The 24,059-nt window shown below is 58.8% G+C and carries 22 protein-coding genes; 9 read left to right on the top strand and 13 right to left on the bottom strand.

Going from position 1 to position 24,059, the window contains the following annotated elements; all coding sequences use genetic code 11:
• Positions 1-24: 24 nt before the first annotated feature.
• Positions 25-1,269, bottom strand: coding sequence for a trans-sulfuration enzyme family protein (locus ACZCED_RS12890; protein WP_462971181.1), 1,245 nt, complete (start codon positions 1,267-1,269; stop codon positions 25-27).
• Between the two features lie 241 nt (positions 1,270-1,510).
• Complete coding sequence (locus ACZCED_RS12885; RefSeq protein WP_464860946.1) at positions 1,511-2,965, bottom strand: trimethylamine methyltransferase family protein; 1,455 nt, start codon at positions 2,963-2,965, stop codon at positions 1,511-1,513.
• A gap of 315 nt (positions 2,966-3,280) precedes the next feature.
• On the opposite strand from ACZCED_RS12885, the gene ACZCED_RS12880 reads away from it, so the two are divergent.
• Together ACZCED_RS12880 and ACZCED_RS12875 are read left to right on the top strand one after the other, a co-directional pair.
• The gene (locus tag ACZCED_RS12880; RefSeq protein WP_462971183.1) at positions 3,281-3,970 is read left to right on the top strand and encodes a GntR family transcriptional regulator; all 690 of its coding nucleotides are present in this window, start codon (positions 3,281-3,283) and stop codon (positions 3,968-3,970) included.
• A gap of 44 nt (positions 3,971-4,014) precedes the next feature.
• Positions 4,015-4,806: a 4Fe-4S binding protein gene (locus ACZCED_RS12875; RefSeq protein WP_462971184.1), complete on the top strand. Its 792-nt coding sequence runs from the start codon at positions 4,015-4,017 to the stop codon at positions 4,804-4,806.
• 176 nt (positions 4,807-4,982) lie between these two features.
• Here ACZCED_RS12875 and ACZCED_RS12870 read toward each other — a convergent pair whose 3' ends face one another.
• The 6 genes from ACZCED_RS12870 to ACZCED_RS12845 form a co-directional block, all read right to left on the bottom strand.
• Entirely contained in the window at positions 4,983-6,197 is a 1,215-nt protein-coding gene (locus ACZCED_RS12870; RefSeq protein WP_464860945.1) for a pyridoxal-phosphate-dependent aminotransferase family protein, read from the bottom strand.
• A gap of 359 nt (positions 6,198-6,556) precedes the next feature.
• Positions 6,557-7,327 carry an acyl-CoA dehydratase activase gene (locus ACZCED_RS12865; protein WP_462971186.1) on the bottom strand — a complete coding sequence of 257 codons (771 nt, stop codon included), beginning with the start codon at positions 7,325-7,327 and terminating at the stop codon, positions 6,557-6,559.
• A 6-nt stretch (positions 7,328-7,333) separates the two neighbouring features.
• Positions 7,334-8,728, bottom strand: a complete 1,395-nt coding sequence (locus ACZCED_RS12860; RefSeq protein WP_464860944.1) for a bile acid:sodium symporter family protein — start codon at positions 8,726-8,728, stop codon at positions 7,334-7,336.
• A gap of 132 nt (positions 8,729-8,860) precedes the next feature.
• Positions 8,861-10,099, bottom strand: a complete 1,239-nt coding sequence (locus tag ACZCED_RS12855) for a 2-hydroxyacyl-CoA dehydratase subunit D (RefSeq protein ID WP_462971188.1) — start codon at positions 10,097-10,099, stop codon at positions 8,861-8,863.
• A 37-nt stretch (positions 10,100-10,136) separates the two neighbouring features.
• Positions 10,137-11,255 carry a 2-hydroxyacyl-CoA dehydratase subunit D gene (locus tag ACZCED_RS12850; protein WP_462971189.1) on the bottom strand — a complete coding sequence of 373 codons (1,119 nt, stop codon included), beginning with the start codon at positions 11,253-11,255 and terminating at the stop codon, positions 10,137-10,139.
• A 66-nt stretch (positions 11,256-11,321) separates the two neighbouring features.
• Positions 11,322-13,040: an AMP-binding protein gene (locus ACZCED_RS12845; protein ID WP_464860943.1), complete on the bottom strand. Its 1,719-nt coding sequence runs from the start codon at positions 13,038-13,040 to the stop codon at positions 11,322-11,324.
• Between the two features lie 182 nt (positions 13,041-13,222).
• On the opposite strand from ACZCED_RS12845, the gene ACZCED_RS12840 reads away from it, so the two are divergent.
• The 5 genes from ACZCED_RS12840 (at position 13,223) to ACZCED_RS12820 (ending at position 16,881) form a co-directional block, all read left to right on the top strand.
• On the top strand, positions 13,223-13,846 hold the full coding sequence (locus ACZCED_RS12840) for a TetR/AcrR family transcriptional regulator (protein WP_462971191.1): 624 nt from the start codon (positions 13,223-13,225) through the stop codon (positions 13,844-13,846).
• 31 nt (positions 13,847-13,877) lie between these two features.
• The gene (locus tag ACZCED_RS12835; RefSeq protein ID WP_464860942.1) at positions 13,878-14,666 is read left to right on the top strand and encodes a crotonase/enoyl-CoA hydratase family protein; all 789 of its coding nucleotides are present in this window, start codon (positions 13,878-13,880) and stop codon (positions 14,664-14,666) included.
• An 87-nt stretch (positions 14,667-14,753) separates the two neighbouring features.
• A complete protein-coding gene (locus tag ACZCED_RS12830) occupies positions 14,754-15,380 on the top strand; it encodes a LysE family translocator (RefSeq protein WP_462971193.1) in 627 nt (208 codons plus the stop codon).
• 33 nt (positions 15,381-15,413) lie between these two features.
• On the top strand, positions 15,414-16,049 hold the full coding sequence (locus tag ACZCED_RS12825; protein ID WP_462971194.1) for a LysE family translocator: 636 nt from the start codon (positions 15,414-15,416) through the stop codon (positions 16,047-16,049).
• Positions 16,050-16,074: 25 nt separating this feature from the next.
• Positions 16,075-16,881: an acyl-CoA thioesterase gene (locus ACZCED_RS12820; protein WP_464860941.1), complete on the top strand. Its 807-nt coding sequence runs from the start codon at positions 16,075-16,077 to the stop codon at positions 16,879-16,881.
• Positions 16,882-16,938: 57 nt separating this feature from the next.
• On the opposite strand, the gene ACZCED_RS12815 is transcribed toward ACZCED_RS12820, so the two are convergent.
• Positions 16,939-17,751 carry a DUF3786 domain-containing protein gene (locus ACZCED_RS12815; protein WP_464860940.1) on the bottom strand — a complete coding sequence of 271 codons (813 nt, stop codon included), beginning with the start codon at positions 17,749-17,751 and terminating at the stop codon, positions 16,939-16,941.
• Between the two features lie 171 nt (positions 17,752-17,922).
• On the opposite strand from ACZCED_RS12815, the gene tesB reads away from it, so the two are divergent.
• Entirely contained in the window at positions 17,923-18,807 is an 885-nt protein-coding gene (gene tesB, locus ACZCED_RS12810; RefSeq protein WP_464860939.1) for an acyl-CoA thioesterase II, read from the top strand.
• Between the two features lie 90 nt (positions 18,808-18,897).
• On the opposite strand, the gene ACZCED_RS12805 is transcribed toward tesB, so the two are convergent.
• The 3 genes from ACZCED_RS12805 to ACZCED_RS12795 form a co-directional block, all read right to left on the bottom strand.
• Positions 18,898-19,734: a M23 family metallopeptidase gene (locus ACZCED_RS12805; protein ID WP_464860938.1), complete on the bottom strand. Its 837-nt coding sequence runs from the start codon at positions 19,732-19,734 to the stop codon at positions 18,898-18,900.
• A 487-nt stretch (positions 19,735-20,221) separates the two neighbouring features.
• Positions 20,222-21,142 carry a DMT family transporter gene (locus ACZCED_RS12800; protein WP_462971199.1) on the bottom strand — a complete coding sequence of 307 codons (921 nt, stop codon included), beginning with the start codon at positions 21,140-21,142 and terminating at the stop codon, positions 20,222-20,224.
• A 156-nt stretch (positions 21,143-21,298) separates the two neighbouring features.
• The gene (locus ACZCED_RS12795) at positions 21,299-22,144 is read right to left on the bottom strand and encodes a methyltransferase family protein (RefSeq protein WP_462971200.1); all 846 of its coding nucleotides are present in this window, start codon (positions 22,142-22,144) and stop codon (positions 21,299-21,301) included.
• 216 nt (positions 22,145-22,360) lie between these two features.
• On the opposite strand from ACZCED_RS12795, the gene ACZCED_RS12790 reads away from it, so the two are divergent.
• A complete protein-coding gene (locus tag ACZCED_RS12790) occupies positions 22,361-23,653 on the top strand; it encodes an MFS transporter (RefSeq protein WP_464860937.1) in 1,293 nt (430 codons plus the stop codon).
• A gap of 138 nt (positions 23,654-23,791) precedes the next feature.
• Here ACZCED_RS12790 and ACZCED_RS12785 read toward each other — a convergent pair.
• Positions 23,792-24,059, bottom strand: a 268-nt coding sequence (locus ACZCED_RS12785) for a hypothetical protein (RefSeq protein WP_464860936.1), incomplete at its 5' end; no start/stop codon positions are given.

Raw genomic sequence — 24,059 nt, 5'->3', positions numbered from 1 at the left:
CCCAAAAGCAGCACAGGAAAAATTTTACACCTTGGCCAGGGCCTGTTCCAAGTCGGCGATGATGTCCTCCGGGTTTTCCAAACCCACGGAAAAGCGGATCAGCCCGTCGTCGATGCCGGCGGCTCTGCGCTCGTCGGGAGTCATGTGCTCGTGTGTGATGGTGGGCGGGTGCATGCAGATGGAGCGGCTGGTGCCGAAGGTCACGGCGTGCACCACCAGGTTGAAGCTGTTCATCACCGTGGCGGCCCCTTGCATGCCGCCGGGCGCCACGAAGGAGAGCAGGCCGCCGTGGCCGGACATCTGCCGACAGGCCAGGGCGTGCTGGGGGTGGTCATCCAGGCCCGGGTAGTTGACCCGCTCCACCTTGGGGTGGGCGTGCAGGTAGCGGGCCACGGCAAGCGCATTGGCGCTGTGGCGTTGCATGCGCATGGAGAGCGTCTCGATGTACTGGAGGGTCATCCAGGCCTCCATGGGCTGCATGATGGCCCCCACGAACTCGGTGGTGTTCCAGCGGATGTCTTCCACCAACGGCTCGGGCCCCACCAGGGCACCGCCGAGAATGGTGGCGTTGCCGGCCATGAATTTGGAGATGGAGAGCATCACCATATCCGCCCCCATATCCATGGGCCGCTGAAGCGCGGCGGTGGCCGTGGTGTTGTCGACCATCAACGGCACACCTTTGGCATGGGCCACGTCGGCCACGGCCTGAATGTCGGTAACGAACAGGCAGGGGTTGCTGGGGGTCTCCACCCACACCAGCTTGGTCCGCTGGTCGATCTGACGGTTCCAGCTGGCCGCATCGGCCGGGTCCTCGACAAACCTGAACTGAACGTTGCAGCGTTCAGGAAATATCGTCGCCGCCTGCTTGTACCCTTCACCGAAGACGTTCAGAGAGGTGACCACGTTGTCGCCGGGCCGGGCGATCGTGAAGATCAGGTTGAACAGGGCCTGGGATCCGGAAGCCGCCGTCAGGCAGGCATCGCCCCCTTCCAGGGAGGCGATACGCTCCTCCAGCACCGTGTTGGTAGGGGTGCGGGTGCGGCCGTACACCGGACAGGGAATTTTGTCGAACCGCTCGTAGGGAAAGGTGATGGATTGCACCAGCGGCGGCACGAAGGACCTGAAGTCGTTCTGGTTCTGCATGGGGTTGAATCCGGCATGCAGGCAGCGGGTTTCGAAACCGTTGGCGGCATCGTCGCGGATCGGCCGGGTTGCTTTCTTGTCATAGATCCAGGGTTGCCTGAGAAAAAAATGCGTGTCGTCGGACATGGGCTATCCTCCTTGCAGAACATCTAAACCCTGTCAAAATTTTTGAGATGGGAATAACAAAAATCCAGGAGTCAGAATTCAGAATGTGGTTGTTGTCGCTACGCTCCAGCGTATTTTAAATTGAACGGAGCCGAAGGCGACTTCCTTATTCTGGATTCTGACTCCTGACTCCTGACTTCCTTTTGAAACATCGGTCTTAATACCAATAAGAAATAAATTTTGAGAAATTATTTCAAATAATTTATCCCTTTTTTCCGTCGATCCACGCCTGTTCCCGCTTCACGATGGATTTGATCTTCTCTTGGATCGATTCGTCCAGCGGCTGGATGGTGTGCGTCTCCAAAATGCGGTCCACCTCCCTGGCGGCCTTGTCTTCAAGGGTCAACCGGCCGTTTTTCTCCCACAGGGAGTAAGGCCCCTTGTCGAACAGCCTGGAGTAAAACGGCTCCCTGTAGTGGCGCATGGTATGGGGATGCTGCAGAAAACTGCCCGTGGGTCCCACCTCGTCGATGGCATCCAGGGCCAGGGTCTCGTCATCCACGACGACACCCCGGGTGGCGGCGCGCAAGAAGCCAATGGTCTCGTTGGCCATCACCTGCAGCTGAAGCGAGCCCTGAAGACCCGAGTCCATGAACCCCACGTCGTGAACGATGTTGGCCCCGTGAAGCAGGGCGGTGGTCAGGCTGATGGTGCATTCCATGCCGGCCTGGTGGTCCAGCACCTTGGCATCGGTCGATCCGCCCAGGCCGAAAACGGGCAGGTCGTAATATTTTCCCATGCTGGTGGGCACGCCCTGTTCGTCGGCCAGCACGTAATTGCCCACCATGGTTTTCAGGTTGTAGGGGCCGCCATTCCAGCCCGGTACGGCGATGGGCGCACCTTCGCGTACCAGCTGCGAGAGCACCACCCCCAAGAGGATGCCCGCGTTCATGGAGGCCATGCATCCGGCGATGGTGGCCGGTGCGTTGACCCCGCCGGCATTCAAGGGGATCCACAACTGGGGCAGTCCTTTTTCGGCCAGGTAGATGCACTTCTGCAGCGCCTCCTGGTTGGCCACGAGCCCGGATGTCACGTTGATGTAACAGGTGGCAAAAGGATAACGCCGGAAGGCGTCGGGCCCGCCGGCTACGGCCTCGCACATCTCAACAGCAGCCACGCAGCCCTCAAAATCCGGCGATACAAACACGATGGGTTTGGTGGTGTGGTTGAGCATCACCTCCATCTGATAGCGGTCGTAGATTCGCTGGTCCACGTCCTTGGGCAGAAACAGGGACATGACGAAGTCGATTTCGGGAAGGGCGTCCATCACCTTGGCTGCGGCCACGACATCCGTTATCACCGGCGCCCGGCGTTTGCCCGTATGGTGGTCCAGCACGGTCAGGCAGTCTGAACCGCCGCCGTAGTAAGTGTTGTATCCCCAGGCCCGGATGGCGGGTTTTTTATGGCGGTCATACAGGGTCAGGCGGCGCGGCGCCGAGGCCAGCGCACGGGCCACCATGGCTTCGGGAATGCGAATGCGGATCCCGTCCACCGCAGCACCGCCGGCCACCAGGATCTCCCGGGCTTTTTCGTCGTGGACATCCACGCCGGTGCGTTCCAGGACCTCGAGGGTGCCGATGTGGATGCGGTCACATTCCTGGCGGCCCATGCGGGAATAACGGGCACTGGTCATGCGGTTTTCATGGGTTGGTATCATGCTTCACCTCTTTTTGATATATCAATTATTGTTTATACTGCATCAATTACTATTGAATGGAAATCTAAAAGTCAATTTTATTGTTGCACCTTTGCCGGTTACTGATATTAAAAAGGACGGATTCGTATAAAGCCCGATATCTGCGTTACGCTTCATCCTTCGTCACTGCGGCGTACGCTCAGTACGCCACATTCCTCAGGACTCGCAAGCCTTGATCCCGGGCTTTTTACGAATCCATCGGGAATGCGACATATGAGTTCATCATAAAGGACTGTATCGAAAGTCACACGCAATCGCTTGAACATGGAGCCCCCGATGCCTCAAAAAACCAAAGCGCGCACATCCAAAAACCAGATTTATGCCACATTGAGAACCGAAATCATTTTAGGGCACCGCAAACCCGGCGAACGGATGGCCGTCGACGACCTCAAGGCCCGCTTCGGCACCAGCGTGACCCCGGTGCGCGACGCATTGCAGATGCTCAACCAGGAGGGGTTGATCACCATCAAGCCCCGCTCCGGATATTTTATCACCCAGATTACATTGAAAGCGCTGCGGGATATGCTGGAACTGCGCGAGATTCTGGAAACCGCCGCCGTGGAGCGGGCCGCCGGGACCATCACCGACGCCCAGTTGGCCGCACTCAAGAAGGTTCACGCCGGCTACACCGGTGACGACGACAGGGCCTACACCCGTTACACCGATGAAAACACCCGCTTCCACTACCTGCTGGCCCAGGCATCCGGCAACCAGGAGTTGGCCCTGGCCCTGCGGAACCTGCACGACCGGTTGGCCCGCTTCATGGTGATCCGCCACGCGGGAAAAAGCCTCGAAGAAATCCATGCCCGGCTGATCGATCGCCTGCAGGCCCATGACGTTTCCGGCGCCAGAAAAGCGATTATGGATGAAGTGGAGGAGAGCCGACGGGCCATCATGGATCGAATCATGCGGGAAGAGGCGGCGAACTGGCATGTGGGGTCGGGGGGAGATCAGGACAACGGATAATCATCCATGTGGATGGCCTGGCAACCGACGCGAGGAGAATGATCATGCAAGGACGGATCGTCGAAACCATTGAAACGGCGGTTGAACGAGCCTGCCGGCAGGCGGATACGGCATCCGCCTGGAAAACACCGCTGGTGGGGTTTGCCGACGCCGGGGATCCGCTGTTCGGCGAACTGAAAACAGCCGTGCGCCCGTCCCATGGATTGCCCGGCGACCTTTTGCCCGGCGCACGTACGGTGATCGCCTATTTTCTGTCCTTCGATCCGGCGATCCCCCGATCCAACCACCGGGGTGTGCTCAGTTCCGAGTCCTGGGCTGTCGCCTATATCGAGACCAACCGCCTGATCGCCACCATCAATCGACGGGTCAACCGGCTTCTGGAGCAAGAGGGCTTTCGCGGCACCCGGTTGCCGGCCACGCACAATTTTGACGAAGCGCAGCTGATGAGCGACTGGTCCCACAAGCATGTGGCCTATATCGCCGGCATCGGCAGTTTCGGGCACCACCACATGCTCATTACGGAAAAGGGGTGCTGCGGGCGACTGGGAAGCCTGGTCACCGACGCTGTCATCGCGCCCACGCCGAGAACCGGCCGGGAACGCTGCCTGTTCAAGTTCGACGGTTCCTGCCGTAAATGCGAAACGCGCTGTCCGGTCCAAGCCCTCGAAGCCGATCCGTTTGGCCGCCACGCCTGCTACGACCGGCTTATGGAAAATGCCCGCCTGCACGAACGCCACGGGCTGGCCGATGTCTGCGGCAAGTGTGCCGCCATCGTGCCCTGCTCCTTCACCGACCCGGTCAATCGCGCCTTACGGATAAACCGGTCGAATCGCTGAACCTGGCGCGCAGGCCGCCTGTCCGCCCTCTTGCCGCGGCATGGCGGATAGCCCGACCCTGGAGACGCGGGTTCTTTTTCGTCAGAAATGCTAAATGGGTTGCGGGTGATCGAAGGCTGCAACCTCAATCCGAGTTGCAGACCGGACCTACCGGACCCACGTTATTCGGATGCCGGTCAACACGCCTCGTCGTAGATGGCCGCGGCCGCCCTGAGCGCCCCCGGTTGCAATCGGCACCCCTGGGCGCTGAGCACTGTTTCAAGAGCTGCCAGCAGGAGGAATACGTTCTTGCGGCGGCAGGATTGACCCATCAGGCCGATGCGCCACACCTTGCCGGCAAACTGACCCAACCCGCCGCCGATCTCGATGCCGTAGTGGTTTAGCAGCGCCTTGCGGACGGTGAGGTCGTCGACCCCTTGCGGAATCCTCACCGCATTGAGCATGGGCAGCCGGATCGCCTCCGGAACGAGCATGGCGAGCCCCATGGCCTCGATACCCGCGACCAGCGCCCGATGATTGAGGCGGTGCCGCGCGTGTCGCTGGTCCAACCCTTCTTCGGCGATCAGGCGCAGCGCTTCGCGCAATCCATAAATCATGTTGATGGGGGCGGTGTGGTGATATTTTCTTTCGGAACCCCAGTAGTCCCGCACCATGCTCAGATCCAGGTACCAGCTGACCACGGGGGTCTTTCGCCGTTCCATGGCCTTGACCGCAGCCGGGCCGAAGGTCACCGGCGAAAGGCCCGGAGGACCGGAAATGCATTTTTGCGTGCCGCTGTAAACGGCATCGACCTTCAACGGGTCGATGGGCACCGGCATGCCGCCCAGCGATGTCACGGCATCCACCAGAAACAGCGCGCCGGCATCGTGGCTGATGCGGGCCAGGTCGTCGAGCGGCTGGCACACGCCGGTCGAGGTTTCGGCATGCACGACGGCAATCACCTTGGGCGTTCTGCCTTTGATTGCCGCCTGCACGGCATCGGGATCGACGGCCGTTCCCCACTCGGCGTCGATCCGGATCAATTTGCCGCCAATGCGGTTGACAATGTCCGCCATGCGCGTGCCGAAGACACCATTGACGCACACCGCCACCTCGTCGCCCGGTTCGACCAGATTGACGAAACAGGTCTCCATGCCCGCGCTACCCGTCCCGGAGACGGGGATGGTCAATTCGTTGTCGGTCTGAAACAGCGCGCGCAGTAAATTCTGCGTTTCGTTCATAATCGCCAGAAAATAGGGGTCGAGATGCCCGATGCAGGGTGCGGCGATGGCTTGCAGGGTTCGTGCGGGCACATCACTGGGTCCGGGTCCCATCAGAACGCGATCCCCGGGGTTGATGTCCCGAAAATCAGCCGCATTAAGTATCTCCCAGCCTTTGCATGTTTTTTCCATTGGCCACGAACTCCTTATACTCCCGATATCGTTGTTTTTTCAGTTAGCCTCAGCCTTGTGTTCCCATGATCGGCGCCGTAGCGATCGCAAAGGCCCGCTACCACGTTGCATCATGTCCTACTTTTCGAACCGATTGGCAACCCTTAAAAAATGCCGGCGCCTGATCAGGCTTGGACAATCAGTTCACCCCCTCTTTCAGCATATATTCGACGCATTTTTTAGAGGGCAGCACAGTCTACCTTCAGGTGGGAAAATTCCGGGTACGCCAGCCCTTCTTGTTGTGCCGCCGACGGGTTGGTCATCCGATAAAGCCCGATAGAGGCCTCCATCTGCAGATTTATAAACTGGATTGCTTATACTCAGGCAACAGCTGCAGCGATCAGGGCGGCACCGATGGCACCGTTGACCTGCGCATTGGCAGACACGCGGATGGGTTTGCCGGATTTCTTTTCCAGGGCACGGACCACGCCGATGTTCTTGGCCACACCGCCGGTCATCATTACCGGTTCGGTGATGCCCACCCGGCTGGCCATGGCGATCACCCGGGAACCGATGGATTCGTGGATGCCGGCAATGATATTCTCCCGGCGTTCACCCCTGGCGATGAGTGAGATCACTTCGGACTCGGCAAAGACGGTGCACAGGCTGCTGATGGCGGCCGGCCGGTCCGCTTTCAGCGACATCCCCCCGAAGGCATCCAGGTCCACCTCCAACGCCCGGGCCATCACCTCGAGAAAGCGGCCCGTACCGGCGGCACATTTGTCGTTCATGGCAAAGTCAGTCACCCGGCCGGTAATGTCCATGGCGATAGCCTTGCTGTCCTGGCCGCCGATGTCGATGACGCAGCGCACGGCCGGGTCCTGAAAATGGGCGCCGGCCGCATGGCAGGTAATTTCGGTCACGGCCTTGTCGGCAAAGTCGACGCTGTTGCGACCGTAACCGGTGGCCACGATCCGATCCACCGCATCTATGTCGAGCCCGAGCTCTGCCAGCAGGTCGACAAAGACAAGCCTTCCGGCATTTTTGGCGTTGTACCCGGTCAGGATCACCTTTGATCCGAGCAGACCGCCGTCTCTGACCGCGGCCGCCTTGGCGCTGATGGAGCCGACATCGATTCCGACGCTGAGCATAATCGTCTATATCCTTTCCCGTTCGATGCTTGAACCCTTATCCGGTCGCGCCTTTTCCACTGGCAGGAGCGCCTTGTAAAAGAATATGGCGATAACGCCGGCCACATACATGATCAGGCCGAACAACCCGGAGGTGACAAACATCGAACTGAAAAAATCCCCTACACTGTCCTGAATCAACAGCGCAATGGTCATGGCCAGGGCGCTGTTGCGCAGCCCGGTCTCCAGGGATATGGCCCGGGTCTGGTAGTTGCTGATACCTATCATTTTGGAAAACAGGATGCCGAACATCATTCCCAGAAAGGTCAATGCGAACACCGACGTGTAGAATTTGACGCCGTATCTCGCCGTATCCCTGAACACGTGAAGATTGCTCAACACCCCTGCTGCCATCAGCACCAGCAGGGCGATGATCCCCAGGGCTGAGAAAAAGGGCGTTGCCCGCTTGGCGAACCGGGGCCATTTGCCGCGGACCGACATGCCCACCGCCAGGGGAATGATGACCAGGACCATGATCGTCTGGATCACGGTGTTCACGGGAATGTTCACATCCGGCATGTTGGCGCAATAGAGGGCCAGCAGCAGCGGTGTGAAGACGATGGACAGGACGGTCGAAAAGGATGTCATGGATATGGAAAGGGCCAGGTCTCCCTTGGCGTAATAGGTCATCAGGTTGGAGGTTACACCGCCGGGAATGGCCGTGATCAGGATCATTCCGACAAAAATGAACGGGTACTGCTGGTAAAAGCCGAGCAGGTGCCCCATGACCATGGCCAGGAACGGCATGAAACCGAACTGGAGAATTCCGCCGAGTATGATTCCGCGGGGTTTTGTGAAGACCAGGGTGAAATCGTTGACGGCCAGGGTCAGCCCCATGCCGACCATGACGAAAAACAGCATGAGGATGATGGATAATTTAAATAGCCTGTCGAGGGCCGGCTGAACGGGCGGTTCGATTAAACGGGCGAAATGGTAGTCCGCTCCTTCGATGTTCCCTGGCATCAGCCTGGCACGGAAGATCAGTTTGTGCTCGACCTTTCCGTCGAGACCGGCATAGGGCGAGCCGGAACCTTCCATCAGCGCATCGGGATCGTCGGGAACGCCCAGGATGTAAAGGGATCCGGTGAGCTCTCGCAGCAGATAGATCACTTGCCGGTCCAGGGTGTCGCCGCCGGTTTGGGTTCGGATGATGCGCAGATGGCCGGAAAATTCCTTTTCCTTAGCTTCAGCCCAGTTCATCTGCCGGGAGCCGGCATTGAGCTTTTCAAGCAAGGAGGTGTCCGCTTTTCCGCCAGCCGCCTGTGAAAGGATGCGGTAGAGCGCCGCTCCGCTTTCACCGTCAGCCCGCACCATGGGCGGCGGGTAGAAAAAAAGGCCCGCTGCCAGAACGATAACGGCCAATGCCCAACTCCTTTTGCGTATACCCGGCCGGTCCTTTTTCACCCGCCCCTCCCCTTTTTTTGGTATCGTGGTTGAAACCACCGAGATTGCCGTCGTGCCAGCTGTCTTTGCACCGCTGTCGAGCATCGGGCATCAAGCCTTGAGCACCTCCATGAACGCATCGATGCGGGTCTCGATCTGGCTTTCGGAAAAGCTGCGCGCATCGGTCATGTCCGCCTCGATCACCAGGGAGGGAATACCGCGCTTGGCCTGGACGATGCGCTGGATATCGTACTGCCCCAGGCTGTAGGGCTTGCAGCTGCGGTTGGAGTGGATGACCAGGCCGTCGGCGCTGTATTTGTCCACCATATCCACCACCATGTCGGCCATCTGGTCGGTGCCGATATTGATATAGACGCGCGAGTACCCTTGGGCCATGGAGCCTAAAAAATCGTTATCATCCAGGTACTTAAGGGTCCCGCACCACGACGAGGTGTAGGTGTCCGCCACCAGGCAGGCGCCGTGGGCGGCGAACTTGTCCGAGAGCCAGCGGGTGCGGTACCACACCGGCAGGTTGTCCCACAACAAGCGGTAGCGTTCGTTGGGCACCGCGGCGATGCCTTCGGTGACTCTGGTTTTCATCTCATCGAGTAGTCCGGTGTAGTAGTCGACCACCGTCTGGGTGCCGCGCAGGGTCACGATCAGGGCCAGGTGGAAGAAGGCGTCGAAGGCGCTCATGGGCGCCGGGCGGTTGACGGTCGTGTCCAGCACCTGTTGCCAGAGGCGCTGGCCCGCCATGGAGAGGCGACCCACCTCGGCCAGGCGGTCGTGGTCGAAGGCCCTGCCGCAGTGGGTTACCAGAAAGGCGATGTACTCATCCAACTGGGCGCGGACATAGGCGTGAGCTTCCGGCGTGTATTGGGTGTGATTGAAGGGTGTGTCCAGGATGAAGAGCGGGACCTTGAAGTAGCGGGCCTGGACCTCGTACCACTTGAGCACCGTGCCGCAGATGTTGTTGCAGCACACCAGCATATCGGGCCGGGGCAGCCCGCCGATGGGTCCGCCGTCAATGGTGGCACAGGCGATATCGGCCCTGGCGTACGAGCACAGGTCGCCGGCATAACCCATCTCCTCGGCCTTCTCGCACAGGTCCACGCCCATCTTGGCGGCGCCGATCATGGCCCCGTGGTTTTCCGGGTATACCGGAATCACATCCATGGCGATCAGCGGCTCCACCGGCCCGCCGCTGGTGATCCAGGCCACCTTCTTGCCGTTGTCCGAGGCGGTCTTGGCGTCGATGTAGTAATGGGTCATGATTTCCTTCATGCGCCCTACCGACTTTATTTTACGCTTTTCCTTTTCAGGATCGATGGTTTTCTCAGGGTTGCTCATACTTGTCTCCTGCGTCCCGACAAGGGGTGAATGGTTGCTATAGCATTTCCATAAAGGCCTCACACCGCGTTCTGAACTGCCCCTGTGAGGCGGTCTGCTCTTCCAGTTCCACCAGCAGGCTGGGAATGCCTTCGGCGTCCAGCATGGATTTGAGATAGGGGTAGTCGAAGGCATGCGGGTCGCAAAATTTCAGAAAGAGAAGAATAACCCCCTGGGCGCGGGATGCTTTTGCCAGGTGGACCAAGTCGTCGCCCCGGCTGGTGATGCCCGCATGCTTGGCCGGGCAGATGGCCCGCCGTGCATAGCGGTCCGCAATGGCATCCATGGGGTCACCACCGGTATCGATAAGGCCGGTCAGCCCCCGGGAGCCGGTGCACAGGTCGTCGCCCACCACGACACCGCCGGCCGATTCGATAACGCCGTATACGTCGGGCAGGTTGCAGACCCCGCCGGAGAGAAAGATGCGTTTGGCGGCGGTCGATTCGGGTTCGGGCCGCCGCTCCAGGGCGTCTGTCACCTGGGTCAGGCTGTCCAGAAAATCGTTGCGGTCCATGACCATGGATGCCCGCACGATGGCGTGAACGTCACTGCCGGCAATCGTGCCTGGGCGATCGCTGCGGATCTCGTATAACCGCTGCATGGCGGATCGGATCCCGTTGCCGGTGTCGATGGCCGCTTGAAGGTCTTTATCGGTGATGGTTTTCTCCAGCACCGCTTCCAGGTCGGTTCGGGCTTTTCTCATCACCGCCGTCATATAGTCGTGGGCGCTTTTGGTATTCAACTTGACCGGCAGCACCACGTCCAGATGGAAACCGGTTCCGGCGTTCATCCGCCAGATGTCGGACAACCGCTGGATTGAATCGCAGGTGTGGGGGAAAATGGCGCCGTCGAGGAAATCAAGCTCCCCATTCAACGCATCGTCCAGGGCTCCGCGGACCAGGCTGCAGCTGTATGTCTGCAGGTGCGCGTCCGCTTTTGAGATACTCCCGCTGCCGCCGACTATGCGATACCCCAATGCGCCCCCGGCAAGGATCAGTTCTTCCGGTGCATAGGAACACAGGGTGCCGATCACCTTGCCGCCGGTCTTTGCTTTCCAGGCCCGTGCGTAGGCTTTCGGGTTGGCACCAATCTCTTTAAACAGCTCCATGGCTTCCATCAGCAATCTCCCTGTCTGGTCGAGTCGGGTATGGTCTTCGATTGATCGGTAGGGTGGCGCCTTTGTTCACTCCCTGCAAACATCGGCCGCATCGCCCATTTTTTCCATTTCTTCGGCAGCCAACTGGGCAAAGGCGACCTTGCCCACAAGGGTCAGGGGCAGTTCGGTCCTGAATTCGATCTCGCGGGGGCAGCTCCAGAGGATCAGGTCCTTGCGGCAAAAATCGATCAGCGCCTTTTCCAGCTCCGGCCCTGCCTTTTGCGGATGTTTCAGTACCACGAAAGCCTTGACCCGTTCCACCTGCCGTTTATCCGGAACGCCGATCACGCAGGCGTCCAATATCTCCGGGTGTTTGTACAGCTGTTCTTCCACCTGGGCCGGATAGACATTCATACCCGAAGATTTGATCATGCGCTTTTCCCTCAGTCGGAAATAGAAGAAGCCGTCGTCGTCCATGGTGCCGATATCGCCGGTGTGCAGCCAGACCTGACCGTCCGGGTGCGTCCGAAGGGTCTTGGCCGTCTCTTCGGGCTGATCCAGGTAACCCATCATCACCGCCGGACCGGAAAGGCAGATCTCGCCCTCTTCGCCGGGCAGAAGGGTCTCGGTGGTGCCGGAGCGCACGATCTTGGCCGACATGTCCGGAAAGGGAATCCCCACACTGTTTTCGCGATACTCGGTCATCGGCATGGCCATGATGGCCGTGACCGCCTCTGTCAGTCCATATCCCTCGCGCAGCTGGGTGCGGCTTCCCCGTTGGTGCACGATGGCCTCAAAGCGATCTTTGACGCATCGGGGAAGGGTGTCCGCCCCGGAAAAAGCCGCCTTGATGCAGCTCAGGTCGGTTTTCTGGAACAGCGGGTTGCGGTTGAGCGCTTCGAAGAGCGTCGGTACACCGACGATAACGTTCGGCCGCTTGGCGCGAATGAGTTTGGCCACCGTCTCCGGCGTAAACTGGGGCACCATGATGCTCTTGGCGCCGCCCATGAAGGCGGCATTGATACAGACGCCGAGGCCGAACCCGTGAAACACCGGCAGGATGGCCAGGATCGAATCCCCTTCGGTCAGGTTGCCCCAGGCAGACACCTGCATGCCCTCGCAGATGAAGTTGCGGTTGGAGAGCATGATGCCCTTGGGCTTTCCGGTGGTCCCGCCGCTGTATAGAATCACCGCCAGGTCTTCGAAACCGGCGTTGCGCTTACCCGCCGGTGCATGGGAAGCCGCCATCATCGCCTTCCACCAGACCACCAAGGGATCGGCCGGGACCGCTGCTATCTTCCTCCCCTTGGTCAAATTGAAGCCCAGCCGTTTCACCCAGCCCAGGTAGTCGGGAATCCTGGCCAGAATCAACTTCTCCAGCCGGGTGTTTTCCCGGATTTCCCTGAACTTGCCGTAGAACGCGTCCAGGGTCAGCGCGAACCGGCTGCGACTCAGGTTGAGGTAAAAGTCGATCTCCGTGGCCGTTGAAAGCGGGTGGATCATGCTGGCCACCCCGCCCAGCTTGTTCACGGCGTAAAAGCAGATCACGGCCTGGGGGCAGGTGGGCATGGCGATGGTCATCCGGTCGTCCTGCGAAAACCCCATCGCAGCCAGGGCGGCGGCGCAGCGGTCGATGGCGCCGGCAAATTGCCGGTAGGTGGCCGTGGTGCCGAAAAAATCGTAGGCCGGCGCATCCGGGCAGCGGGCCACGGTGCGCATGAGCGCCTCGTACACAGTGACTTCGGGGTAGTCGATGGTATGCGGAACGTCGCCGTAGTACTTTAGCCAGGGCCGGTCTGAGGCCATCCGTGAGTCTCCTCTATCAGAATGTGGATAAAGCAGGAGTCGCGATCATGTCTGTCGTTCTTAATATCGAACGGTGGTCGACATGTCAACCGAGAGTTGCTTTACCCGGCTGAGGATGATACAATGGCGGTAATTTTTCCACAATCAACCGGTTTTATGACCGGCAGTAACAGGCTGAACCCATGCCCGGCAGAAATACGCTGAACAAATTGAAGCAGCAGGAACGTGAAATCCGCGAGAACCTGATCGTCGATGCCGCCCGCACGGTCTTCGGGTCCAAGACCTACGACCAGGTCAGCATGAACGAGATCGCCAAGGCGGCCGGCATCGCCAAATCCTCCATCTACACCTATTTTCCCAACCAGGAGGCGCTGTTTGTGGAGACCGCCTTCAGGGATACCGGGAAATTTATCGCCGCCCTCAAAGCGCGCGTGCAGGCGGAGCAATCACCATCACTGGAAGCGTTCATGGAGGACTATCTGGACTACCACATCGAACACGATGCCCACTGGCGCATGATCACCCATTTCGCCCTTCACGGGAATATCGGTGAGGCGTCGGCCGAAAAGCTCAACCAGATTTCCAGGCAGGTGATGGATCTTCTCGAGACCGTGTTGAAAAAGTTCGACTACCAAGGCGACACCCGGTTGCTTTCCCACACCCTGTTTGCCGCCTTGAGCGGCATCATGATCAGTTTCAGAAAATATCCGGGTAGAACGGAACCAGCGCGCATCGCCCACATGAAGCGGATCGCCAGATTGGTGGAACGGATGCTGCGGGTGTATATCGAGCAGAACGCGCAATAGCGGGTTCCTGCAATCGAAAAGGCAGGCACACATGAGCGAAGCAGCCATTGCCACCGATATCCGCGGCCACGTGCTGTGCATCGGCATCACGCGTCCGGAGAAGCGCAATGCCTTCGACGTAAGAATGTATCGACAGCTGGCACGGGCATATGGTCGACTGGAGAGCGAAAAAAGCCTGAGATGCGGCCTGTTGTACGCCGACGGCGATCATTTTACCGCCGGCCTGGATCTTCCCCAGTGGACTGACCATTTCGTCAAAGGCAGCTTTCCGGACTTGCCCGAGGGTGCCGTCGATCCGTTGGGCATCTATTCGGACCAATCCTTGAGCAAACCGGTTGTCATGGCTGTCCAGGGCCTCTGCCTGACCATCGGTATCGAACTCCTGCTGGCTGCCGACATTCGTGTGGCCGCCAGCGATACCCGCTTCGGCCAGATCGAGATCAAACGTGGCATCTACCCGGTGGGAGGGGCCACGATCCGCCTGTTCCAGGAGATCGGCTGGGGCAACGCCATGCGTTATCTTCTCACCGCCGACGAGATCAGCGCCGACGACGCCTATCGGATGGGATTGGTCCAGGAGACGACCCCTCCGGGCGGCCAGTTTGAGCGGGCGATGGAGATCGCCGAAACGATTGCGCGCCAGGCGCCCTTGGGCGTTCAGGCCACTTTGCGCTCGGCACGCCTGGCCCGGCTGAAAGGCGAACTCGCCGCTATGAGGCAGCTGTTGCCCGATCTGATGCCCCTGATGCAAAGCCGGGACGTCCAGGAGGGCATCACCGCATTCATCGAACGGCGGGAGGCGTCCTTTACCGGTCAATAGGGGCTATTGACGATGGCCGGGGATCCTGGTACTGGCTTTTACCTGGGTTGTTTCAAGCGTTAGCATTCCTGCAGGGAGGGTTTTAAGATGTTCGAATCGATTTCATGGTTGTTCATCGTCACTTCCCTGGTCCTGATCGTCACCCCCGGGCAGGATATGATGCTGGTGATGTCCCGGTCCATTGCCCAGGGTTGGAAAGCCGGTGTGGCCACCGCTGCGGGCGTCAGCACCGGCCTGCTGGGCCACAGCCTGTTGGCGTCGCTGGGGCTGGGAGCCCTGCTGGGTGCGTCGGAGTTGATTTTCGTGACCATCAAGTATGTAGGCGCCGCCTACCTGGTCTACCTCGGCGTCAAGCTGCTGGCCCAGGGTCGAAGCGAAATCGACGTCCGCAGAATGGCGGCGGCGTCCATGAGAAAACTCTTCTTCCAGGGCGCCTTCTCGAACATCTCCAACCCGAAGATAACCATCTTTTACTTTGCCTATCTCCCCCAATTCATCCCCGCGGGCTCGGCGCACCCCACTGTCACGCTGTTCGCCCTGGGTGTAGCCTTTGCCGCATTGACCTTCATCGTCAAGGGGCCGGTGGGATACGGGGCCGGCATCCTGTCCGGCTGGCTGCGCTCGCGCCCGGCGGTATTGTCCTGGATCAACCGGACCAGCGGCGTGGTCCTTGTCGCCCTGGGCATCAGGCTGGCGCTGGAGCGGCGCAACTGACACGAATTGATCAATCGGATCAAAGGAGTGCACATGCTCGGCATTCACGATTTTCCGCTGTTTGTGATATCGTGCATCCTGCTCAATATCACCCCCGGCCAGGACACCATGTATATCCTCGGCCGCAGTGTGGCCCAGGGGAGGAAAGCCGGGGTTATGTCGGTGATGGGCATCATGACCGGCGTATTGGTTCACACCCTGCTGGCATCCCTGGGGCTGTCTGCGATCCTGGCCACCTCCTCCCTGGCCTTTTCCATCATCAAGTATGCCGGTGCCGTCTATCTGGTCTGGATCGGTTTCGGATTCATCATCGACCGCAACGACCGTTCAACGCCGGCCGATGCGCCGCCGTCGTCCCCCGACCCCTGGAAAATTTTCCAGCAGGGGGTGCTCACCAATGTGCTCAATCCCAAGGTGGCGCTTTTCTTTCTCTCTTTCCTGCCCCAGTTCGTCTCTGCCCGGTCGGAGCTGGTCTTCCTGCCGTTTATGGTTCTTGGCCTGGTCTTTTTTACCACCGGCAGCATCTGGTGCCTGTTCCTGGTATACGGTTCCGCCTGGCTGTCGGCGCGCTTCCGCGGCCGCACCTCGACCGGCGGCGCATTGAAAAAACTCACCGGGGCCCTGTTCATCGGCCTCGGCATCCGCCTGGCCTTGTCCCAAGCCCGCTAACCGTTAACAAGAAGAGGACGTTATCATGCCAGACACCTCCTTCTCGACAATCATTGCGAACGTTGGCGGCGAATCGGAAAAAACCCGCCTTCAACTGCCGGAGGACTGGATGCAGGGCCGGGCCGGGTATGGCGGACTGGTGGGTGCGCTGGCCTTGAAAGCAATGAGATGTCATGTGCCGCCGGCGCGCAAGATACGGAGCCTGCTGACCTCATTCGTCGGGCCGGTCGGGCCGGAAGATTTTTCGATCCATACCTGCGTGCTGCGGTCGGGAAAAGCGGTCACCCATGTGGAGGCCAAACTGGTTCAGCTGGAGGCGGTGCGATGCGTGGTCTTGGGCAGTTTTGGCGGCGACCGGGATTCCGCCATCCGAATCGACCCGGCACCGCTGCCGGAAATGGCCGGTCCGGCGGATGCCCTTGAATTGCCGTACATCGATGGGTTGACGCCGGCCTTCACGCGCCACTTCGCCTATCGCTGGGCGCTGGGCGAGTTGCCATTTTCAGGCAAGGGCGGCCGGGAAATCGGCGGGTGGATCCAGTTTCGCGAGCGCACCGATTGCCTCACCGAAGAATGGCTGGTGGCCCTGGCCGATGCCTGGCCCACACCGGTGATAGCCATGCTTACGGCGCCCGCGCCGGCCAGTACCGTCACCTGGGAAATGGGGTTCGTTCACCTGGACCGCCAGACCTGTACTGAAAATGACTGGTGGGGATATCATTCAACGGTAGACAGCGCCGAAAACGGCTACGTTCACGAACGAGGCGCCATCTGGGATCCTGAAGGGCGGTTGGCGGTTTACAGCCGGCAGACGGCGACCGTGTTTGCATAGATCATGGTCATCCAGAAACAACCAATTTGCCCGTTTTCGGACTTCCGTCATCCGACTTCAGACTTCTGAAAACCCGTGCCTGAGGGCCAGCTTTTGAAACATCTGGGTAAGCCCCGCACCCAATGAAAATACGGAACCGATGTCCAGGTTCCGATCGGCGGACTTGTCGAAGAAAATGTTCAGACTGGACCCTAAGCCCTCATCCGGGCGCCAATAGCAGATCATGATGGGCACCTTGGGCAGCGGGTGAAGCACCACGGAGATGTCGGATTGAAATTGCCGGTCCACCTGTCGACCGCTGAACAGGTGGACCACATCGTCGAACAGATCGGTGTAACTGTCCGCCACCTGCTGCATGGCTTCTTCGCACCGCTTCCGGAACAACGGGTATCGGTCCTTGCCGTTTTCAAGCTCCCGGAATGAAACCCATTGGCCGGTGGGGTCAACGCCTTTCCCGTTGATCACATAGTCGAAGAAGGGCGCCGCCACCCATGGATTGACGTGGATGTCCGAATAAAGGTTGCCCTGCCCGTCGACGCTGAAATCCTTGCCCATGATTTTAAGGGTCAGGCGGCCGTTTTCAGATCGCCCCCCGGTTCTTTGGGCTGCCGACGACAGATCGATCTGAGAGACCTTTTGCTTCATCATCTCCATGAAAGCTTCCCGGTTCTCTTCAAGGGTGTTCAGGTCGGCAGGATCTCCGGAAAAACGCTCGATGACAGCAGGATCCAGTTTCGGGCATTCATCGATTTTCCGGTGGCCTTGAAACACCGCGCCGGCAAAAGCCAGGCAGGTCTTCTCGCCGCATTCCCTGCAGCTGGACTTGTCCAGAAGCTGAAAAATTTCCATGGCGTTTTTCGGTGCCGGCATAGGCGAACTCCCCGATGGCAGGCCTTGACAGGCGGTTTGTCGTTTGGTTGAACAAGACCACACTATAACGAGAACATTATAATTTGTCACCCCTGCAGGTAAAAGTGGGGTGCCATTAACAGGAGTGCGTAACGATTACCCCCCGAAAAGATCGATACAGGAGACCCGATCATGAGCGTCTGCGTCCAGGGAAACGTTCTCGAAGAACTCTTGAAACTGCTCAAGCTGGAAAAAATCGAAGAAAACATTTTTCGCGGCCAGAGCCAGGACCTGGGCTTCGGCAGCGTCTTCGGCGGCCAGGTGTTGGGTCAGGCGCTGTCCGCCGCGTCCCAAACCGTCCCCGGCGGGCGGAAGGCCCACAGCCTTCACGGTTATTTCATGCGGGCCGGTGACGCCAAAAAACCGATTGCCTATACCGTGGACTGCATCCGGGACGGGAAAAGCTTCACCACCCGGCGGGTGGTGGCCGTGCAGAAAGGCCGGGCCATCTTCTCCATGGCGGCTTCGTTCCAGATCGACGAGCCGGGCTTCGACCACCAGGACGACATGCCTGACGTGAAGGGACCCGACGGGTTGGAGCCGGAGATGGAAACCGCCCGTAAACTGGCCGACCATATCCCCCCGGGTATCCGGGAGAAGATCCTTTGCGAAAAACCCATCGAGATCCGCCATGTCAACCCGATCAATCCGTTCAAACCGGAGAAAAGGCGCCCTGAAAAATATGTCTGGTTCCGGGCCATCGGACCCATTCCAGACGACATGGCGGTCCACCACTACCTGCTGGCCTATGCATCGGATTTCAATCTGGTAGGCACCTCCCTATACCCCCATGGACACACCTTCTGGGAGCCGACCATGCAGATGGCCAGCCTGGACCACGCCATGTGGTTCCATCGCGATTTTCGCATGGACGACTGGCTGCTGTACGCGATGGAAAGCCCCAGTGCATCAAGGGCCCGGGGGCTGTCCATCGGCCGCATCTTCACCCAGGCCGGCCGGCTGGTGGCCACCGTGTCTCAGGAAGGACTCATACGCCATCGGCCGCAGAAACGATAATGGGGTCGAATCGCCCCCTGTCGCTTCGAGGTTGCCAGGTTTCCGTTCCTCGGTATACGGGCGGGATTTTAGCGAGCATGCAAAAATGAGCTATTGCGTTAATGCTGCTGTTTCTGCTTCCGGCATGGGCGGCACCAGCAGTGACGGGTCCAGGCGGGTGTCAAACCAGTTCATGCCCCAGTGCAGGTGGGGGCCGGTAACACGGCCGGTCGCGCCCACCTGGGCGATGACGTCGCCCTGTTTGACCCGTTGCCCCGCTTCGACCAGTAATTTATGCAGGTGCATATAGACGGTGGACAGGCCGTGGCCGTGATCGACAATCAGGGTGCCGCCGGAGTAAAACATATCGTTGTGGGCCAGGCTCACCACACCGTCGGCCGGCGCCTTTACCGGTGTACCGGTGGGTGCGGCGATGTCCACGCCGTAATGGGGCCTTTTCGGTTTGCCGTTCAGTATCCGCTGGCTGCCGTATACCCCGCTGATCCGTCCGGTGACCGGCCAGATGAACGGCATCGAAAAATCGGTTCTGGGGTCGTCCTTTTTGCGGGCTTCCTTTACCAGGGCGATGTCTTTGTAAATTCGTTCCAGGTCTTCGGCAGAAGGGCTGACTTTTCGCGGGGGCAATCCATCGATACGCTGGATGTCGTAGCTGCGCTTTTCGATGGTGACCGGATGGTTTTCGACCGCACCCGTGGGCAGGTGTAGCTCGATTAGCGATTCCGCTTCCGCGTCACGTGAAAATCCGAGGACAAATAGACCATCCGGTGAAACGCGCACCGCTTTTCCGCGAAAATGGACAGTGGTCGACGGGGCGACTTTACCGATGGCCATGCCGCCTTGAATGAGATTCCCTTCCAGCGTCAGCGCCTGTGCCGGAACCGGCAGACAGAGAAGGGTGATGATCGCTCCGAGTATGAACCGCTGCATATACCGCCTGTGCTATTTATTTTAATCCGTTCGTATTGATGAGGCGTCAGTCGTTATTATACACGGGTTGCGGTTAAGATGAAAGGTCTGAGGCAATCCGGACAATGTGTACCGGACCGCTATATCGGAGAGACGCGATGCGTACCCGCCGTCTGGGAAACAATCATCTTGAGATGTCGGCAATGGGCCTGGGGTGCTGGGCTATGTCCCACGCTTATGGTCCGGCGGATGAGAAGGAATCGCTGGCCACGACGACGAAAAAGACCGCTGAGAATGGCGGCAATAGTTGCCGATATCTAATAGGCGATTTCAAATCGCTATCGAAATCGACAAAACCATCCGTGGCATTGATTTCGATCCCGATAGCGATCCCGACCCCGAAAGGGCTGTTTTTAGGCCACCGGAGGCTTCAGTTAATGGTATTGTCTTAGAATCTGCTCATGCGTTGGCCGTGCCAGGACATGAGGGAAGTTCCCTTTCGCCCCCTTCAACCTGGGTTTTCTGCATGGAGTCGTCTCTCCCGCTTCATCGAACTGGCCTTGAACCGGTTCAACGCCACGGCACTGCCGAAAATCAGCACGCCGCCAACCCAGAATCGCCACGATGCCGGATCCCCCAGAAAGGCAATGCCCACGATGGCGGTGAAGATCACCTCGCTGGACATGAAGACACCGCCCTCCCACCCTTTGCAGTAGAAAAAACCCTGATTCATCAACAGCTGCGCGGCGACCGAGACAAAAATGATGCCCATCACCATGGCCCAGGCCATCCCTGTGGATGGCAACCGCGGGGCCATGACAAATTGGGGCAGGGTCACCAGCACACCCATGGTGCAAAAGTAGAGATAGATGATGACCGGGCCGTTCTTTTCCCGAAGGGTCTTGATCAGGGTAACGGTGAGGCCGGCGAATGCGGCGCCGGAAAGGGCCATGCACTGGCCGAAAAAGCCCCCTTCCAGCCTGAAATCGAACAGGATGCCGATGCCGATAACCACCACGCCAATGCAGGCGATCTCCGCCTTGGATAACCGTTCGCCGTATATCAAGTAGGAAAACACGGCGGAAAACGCCGGAAAGGCATAGAAAATCACCAGGGCGGTGGATACCGGCAACAGGCGGATGGCCGTTACAATGGAAAGAAACGCCGCCGAACCGGTAAATCCCCGGATGATCAACAACCGGGTGTTATGACCCCGGTAGGGGTTGCCCTGCCTGCCGAAAACCACGAGCAGCACCGCTATCCCGCCAAAAAACCGATAGAATCCGATGTGCCAGATGGTAAATTCGGGGCCGATCTGTTTGATCAACAGGTTGAGCATGGTGAACAGCAATGCAGCGGCAAGCATGAGCAGCGGGCCGGCGATGGCGGCATCCATCCTGATCTGTTGGGGGGTATTGGTCTTGGGCATCGGCGCGGCTATATATTTCGTTTTTTCCGGTCGGGTGCGGCTCGATCGTATGCGCGTCTATTATGGCAGATCGCTAAAAGTCTCAACATTAAAACATAAAAGGATTGGCGAATTCAGGGATTGGGGGGTTGGGTATTCGAAAGGATGGAATCCCCGTTATGGGTGTTTCTTCGCCCTTCCGCCGGAACCGGTCGTCAATGGCCTCAGACTAGTGGGCAGCAGCATGGGGACCGTTTTCTGGTACGATCGATAGTCCCGGCCGAAACAGGCGACCAGATCCCGCTCTTCCAGGTTGGCGCCGATGATGATCCAGATGGTCCACAGCCCGTTGTGCAGCAGTCGATCCAACGAAAAAACCGGACCCGACCAGATCATGATCAGGCTGAACAGATAGAGCGGGTGACGCACCCAGCGGTATGGCCCGCGGACGGTAAACGGGGTGGCGGTGATCGCCGTTTGGCTGCCGAAAGCCCGCAAGGCCGGCTTGACACCCAGTGCATCGAAATCTCCCAATGATTTGGAGCCCCACCAGGCACCGGCGCCAGCCGCCAGGAACACCACGATCATCGTCCATCGCAAAGGGCCTGGCGGCGTCCATCGTGCCAAACCCACCGGCTGCCATAGAGCGGTCAAAAGCAGGAGGATGGCCCCGGAAGCTGCCGCGTAGAGGGCGCCGTGAAAATCGACACGAACGCTGCGGGTCAGCCAGAGGCGAAATCCACGGCGGACCATGATGCTGTGCTGGATGAAAAAAAGCAGGCACAAGAGGGTGTCCAGCAGCAGGCGACCGGCAATGCTCAGTTCGATGCCCAACGGAACCAGCGGGCCCACAAGCAGAAAGGCCAGCCACGCCAGCATGCCGCCGCCGCCGAGAACATAGGCCGCCATCACCAGGAGAATAGCGCCCGGTTTTTGGGAAATCAGCTGCCCCCTGGATCCATGAATCGCCTGGGCGGTGTCCACGGCCGACAGCTTGCAAGCGGTTTTATCATCCTGTGACATGTCTGGCGATCCTTTGGGGCAAATAAGGCGACATGGCTGAATCTCGATAATAAGGCCGAAAACGCGGCAATCAAATCAAAATGATCCAACCGGATCTTTCCATGACCGGTATCTTGTGGCATGATGGGTGAGCTTACCCAACATCTAATTTCCACCTATTCCGATGACAACCGACTATCCGGCATAGACGTGCAGGACCCGTAAAGGAGCGCCGCCATGGCCGACACCCCCTCACATCCCCTGTTCAGGTTTCGCTGGCTGATCTTTTCCATTCTGGCGCTGGCCTATTTTTTCGTTTACTTTCACCGGCTATCCCTTTCCGTTGTGGCCGACAATCTGGTCAAGGATTTCAACACTTCCGCCGGCACCATGGGATTGTTGGGCTCCATCTATTTCTATTGTTATGCAGCCATGCAATTGCCGGCAGGCCTGCTCTCGGACTCCGTGGGACCGCGGCGGACGGTAACCTGGTTTCTGGTTACCGCGTCGGCAGGCAGCATTCTTTTCGGATTGGCACCCAACATCGAAACCGCCTTCGTCGGCCGCATCCTGGTGGGATTCGGGGTATCCATGGTCTTCATTCCCACCATGAAGATCCTCTCCCAGTGGTACTACCCCCATGAATTCGCCTCCATGGCCGGCATCCTCAATGCCGTGGGCGGGGCCGGCGTCATGGCGGCCACCTGGCTGCTGGCCATGATGACGGTGGCTTTCGGCTGGCGGCTCTCCTTCGAACTGATCGGCGGATGTACCTTCGTCATTGCACTCCTGGCGTGGCTGATCATTCGGGATCGGCCCAGGGACAAGGGTTGGCCGGCGATTGGCGACCTGGCTGCGACATCCAGCGCCCCTGCCGCGGCGGCGCAATCCATACCCCTGCTGGCGGGGATGCGGCAGGTCGTTGGCAATCCGCACTTCTGGCCACTGGCCCTGTGGTTCTTTTTCGATTGCGGCATTTTCTTCGGATTCGGCGGGCTATGGGGCGGGCCCTTCCTGATGCACGTGTATGGGCTTTCCCGCGAAGCTGCCGGCGCCGTGCTGAGCATGATCGCCTGGGGCATGATCATCGGCAGCCCGCTGCTGGGCTTTCTCTCGGACCGCGTCCTGAAGAGCCGTAAAAAGCCTTTTGTCATTTGCACGACGATTCTGGTCCTTGAAATGGGGACGCTTTACTATTTCCCCGAAAGCCTGTCACTGCCCATGCTCTACGTGGCGTTTTTCGTCTTCTCCGTGTGTGCGTCATCCATCGTGGTGATCGGTTTTACGGCCACCAAGGAGCTGTTCCCAGTGGAAATTGCAGGGACTTCCGTGGGCACGGTCAACCTTTTCCCGTTTTTGGGCGGGGCCGTATTCATGCCTTTTTTAGGCAACGTTCTGGATGCATACCCACGCAATGCTGCCGGTGCCTATGCACTGGAAGGCTACACCACCATGCTGCTGGTACTGTTGATTGCTTCGGTAATTGCTTTGGGCTGCACGCTGATGATGAAAGAGACGTTTCAAGGGTAATGGCATGCCTGAAGAATGAGTTATCGAACGACAACGATACATTCATGCTATTTGTTGTCCTGGCAAAGAAAACCAAAAAAAGATGGGCAGGGCCATTTCTGACCCTGCCCATCATCTGAAAATTTCCAGTTTGCTGTTTTAAATCTTCTTTCTTCCCAATCCTGCAAGACCGATCAAGCCACTGCCCAACAAGAGCATGGTAACCGGATCGAATACTCGACCAGGCGTCATCGAAGACGCATCGCCGCTTTTTGGTGAATTCAATTCAGGCTTGAATCCAAATCCAATATTCAAGCCCACGCCATCATCATTGGACGCATCAAGCGAGTCGGCAGCGATACTACCGTTTATATCTTGGGAAGCGCTCGGAGGGGCCTCGAAATGAAATAAGTCTAAAATAAATATC

This window comes from Desulfosarcina sp. (genome assembly GCF_055467485.1).
Note: the sequence above shows the minus strand (reverse complement) of the source record. Positions and strands in the feature narration are given on the sequence as shown.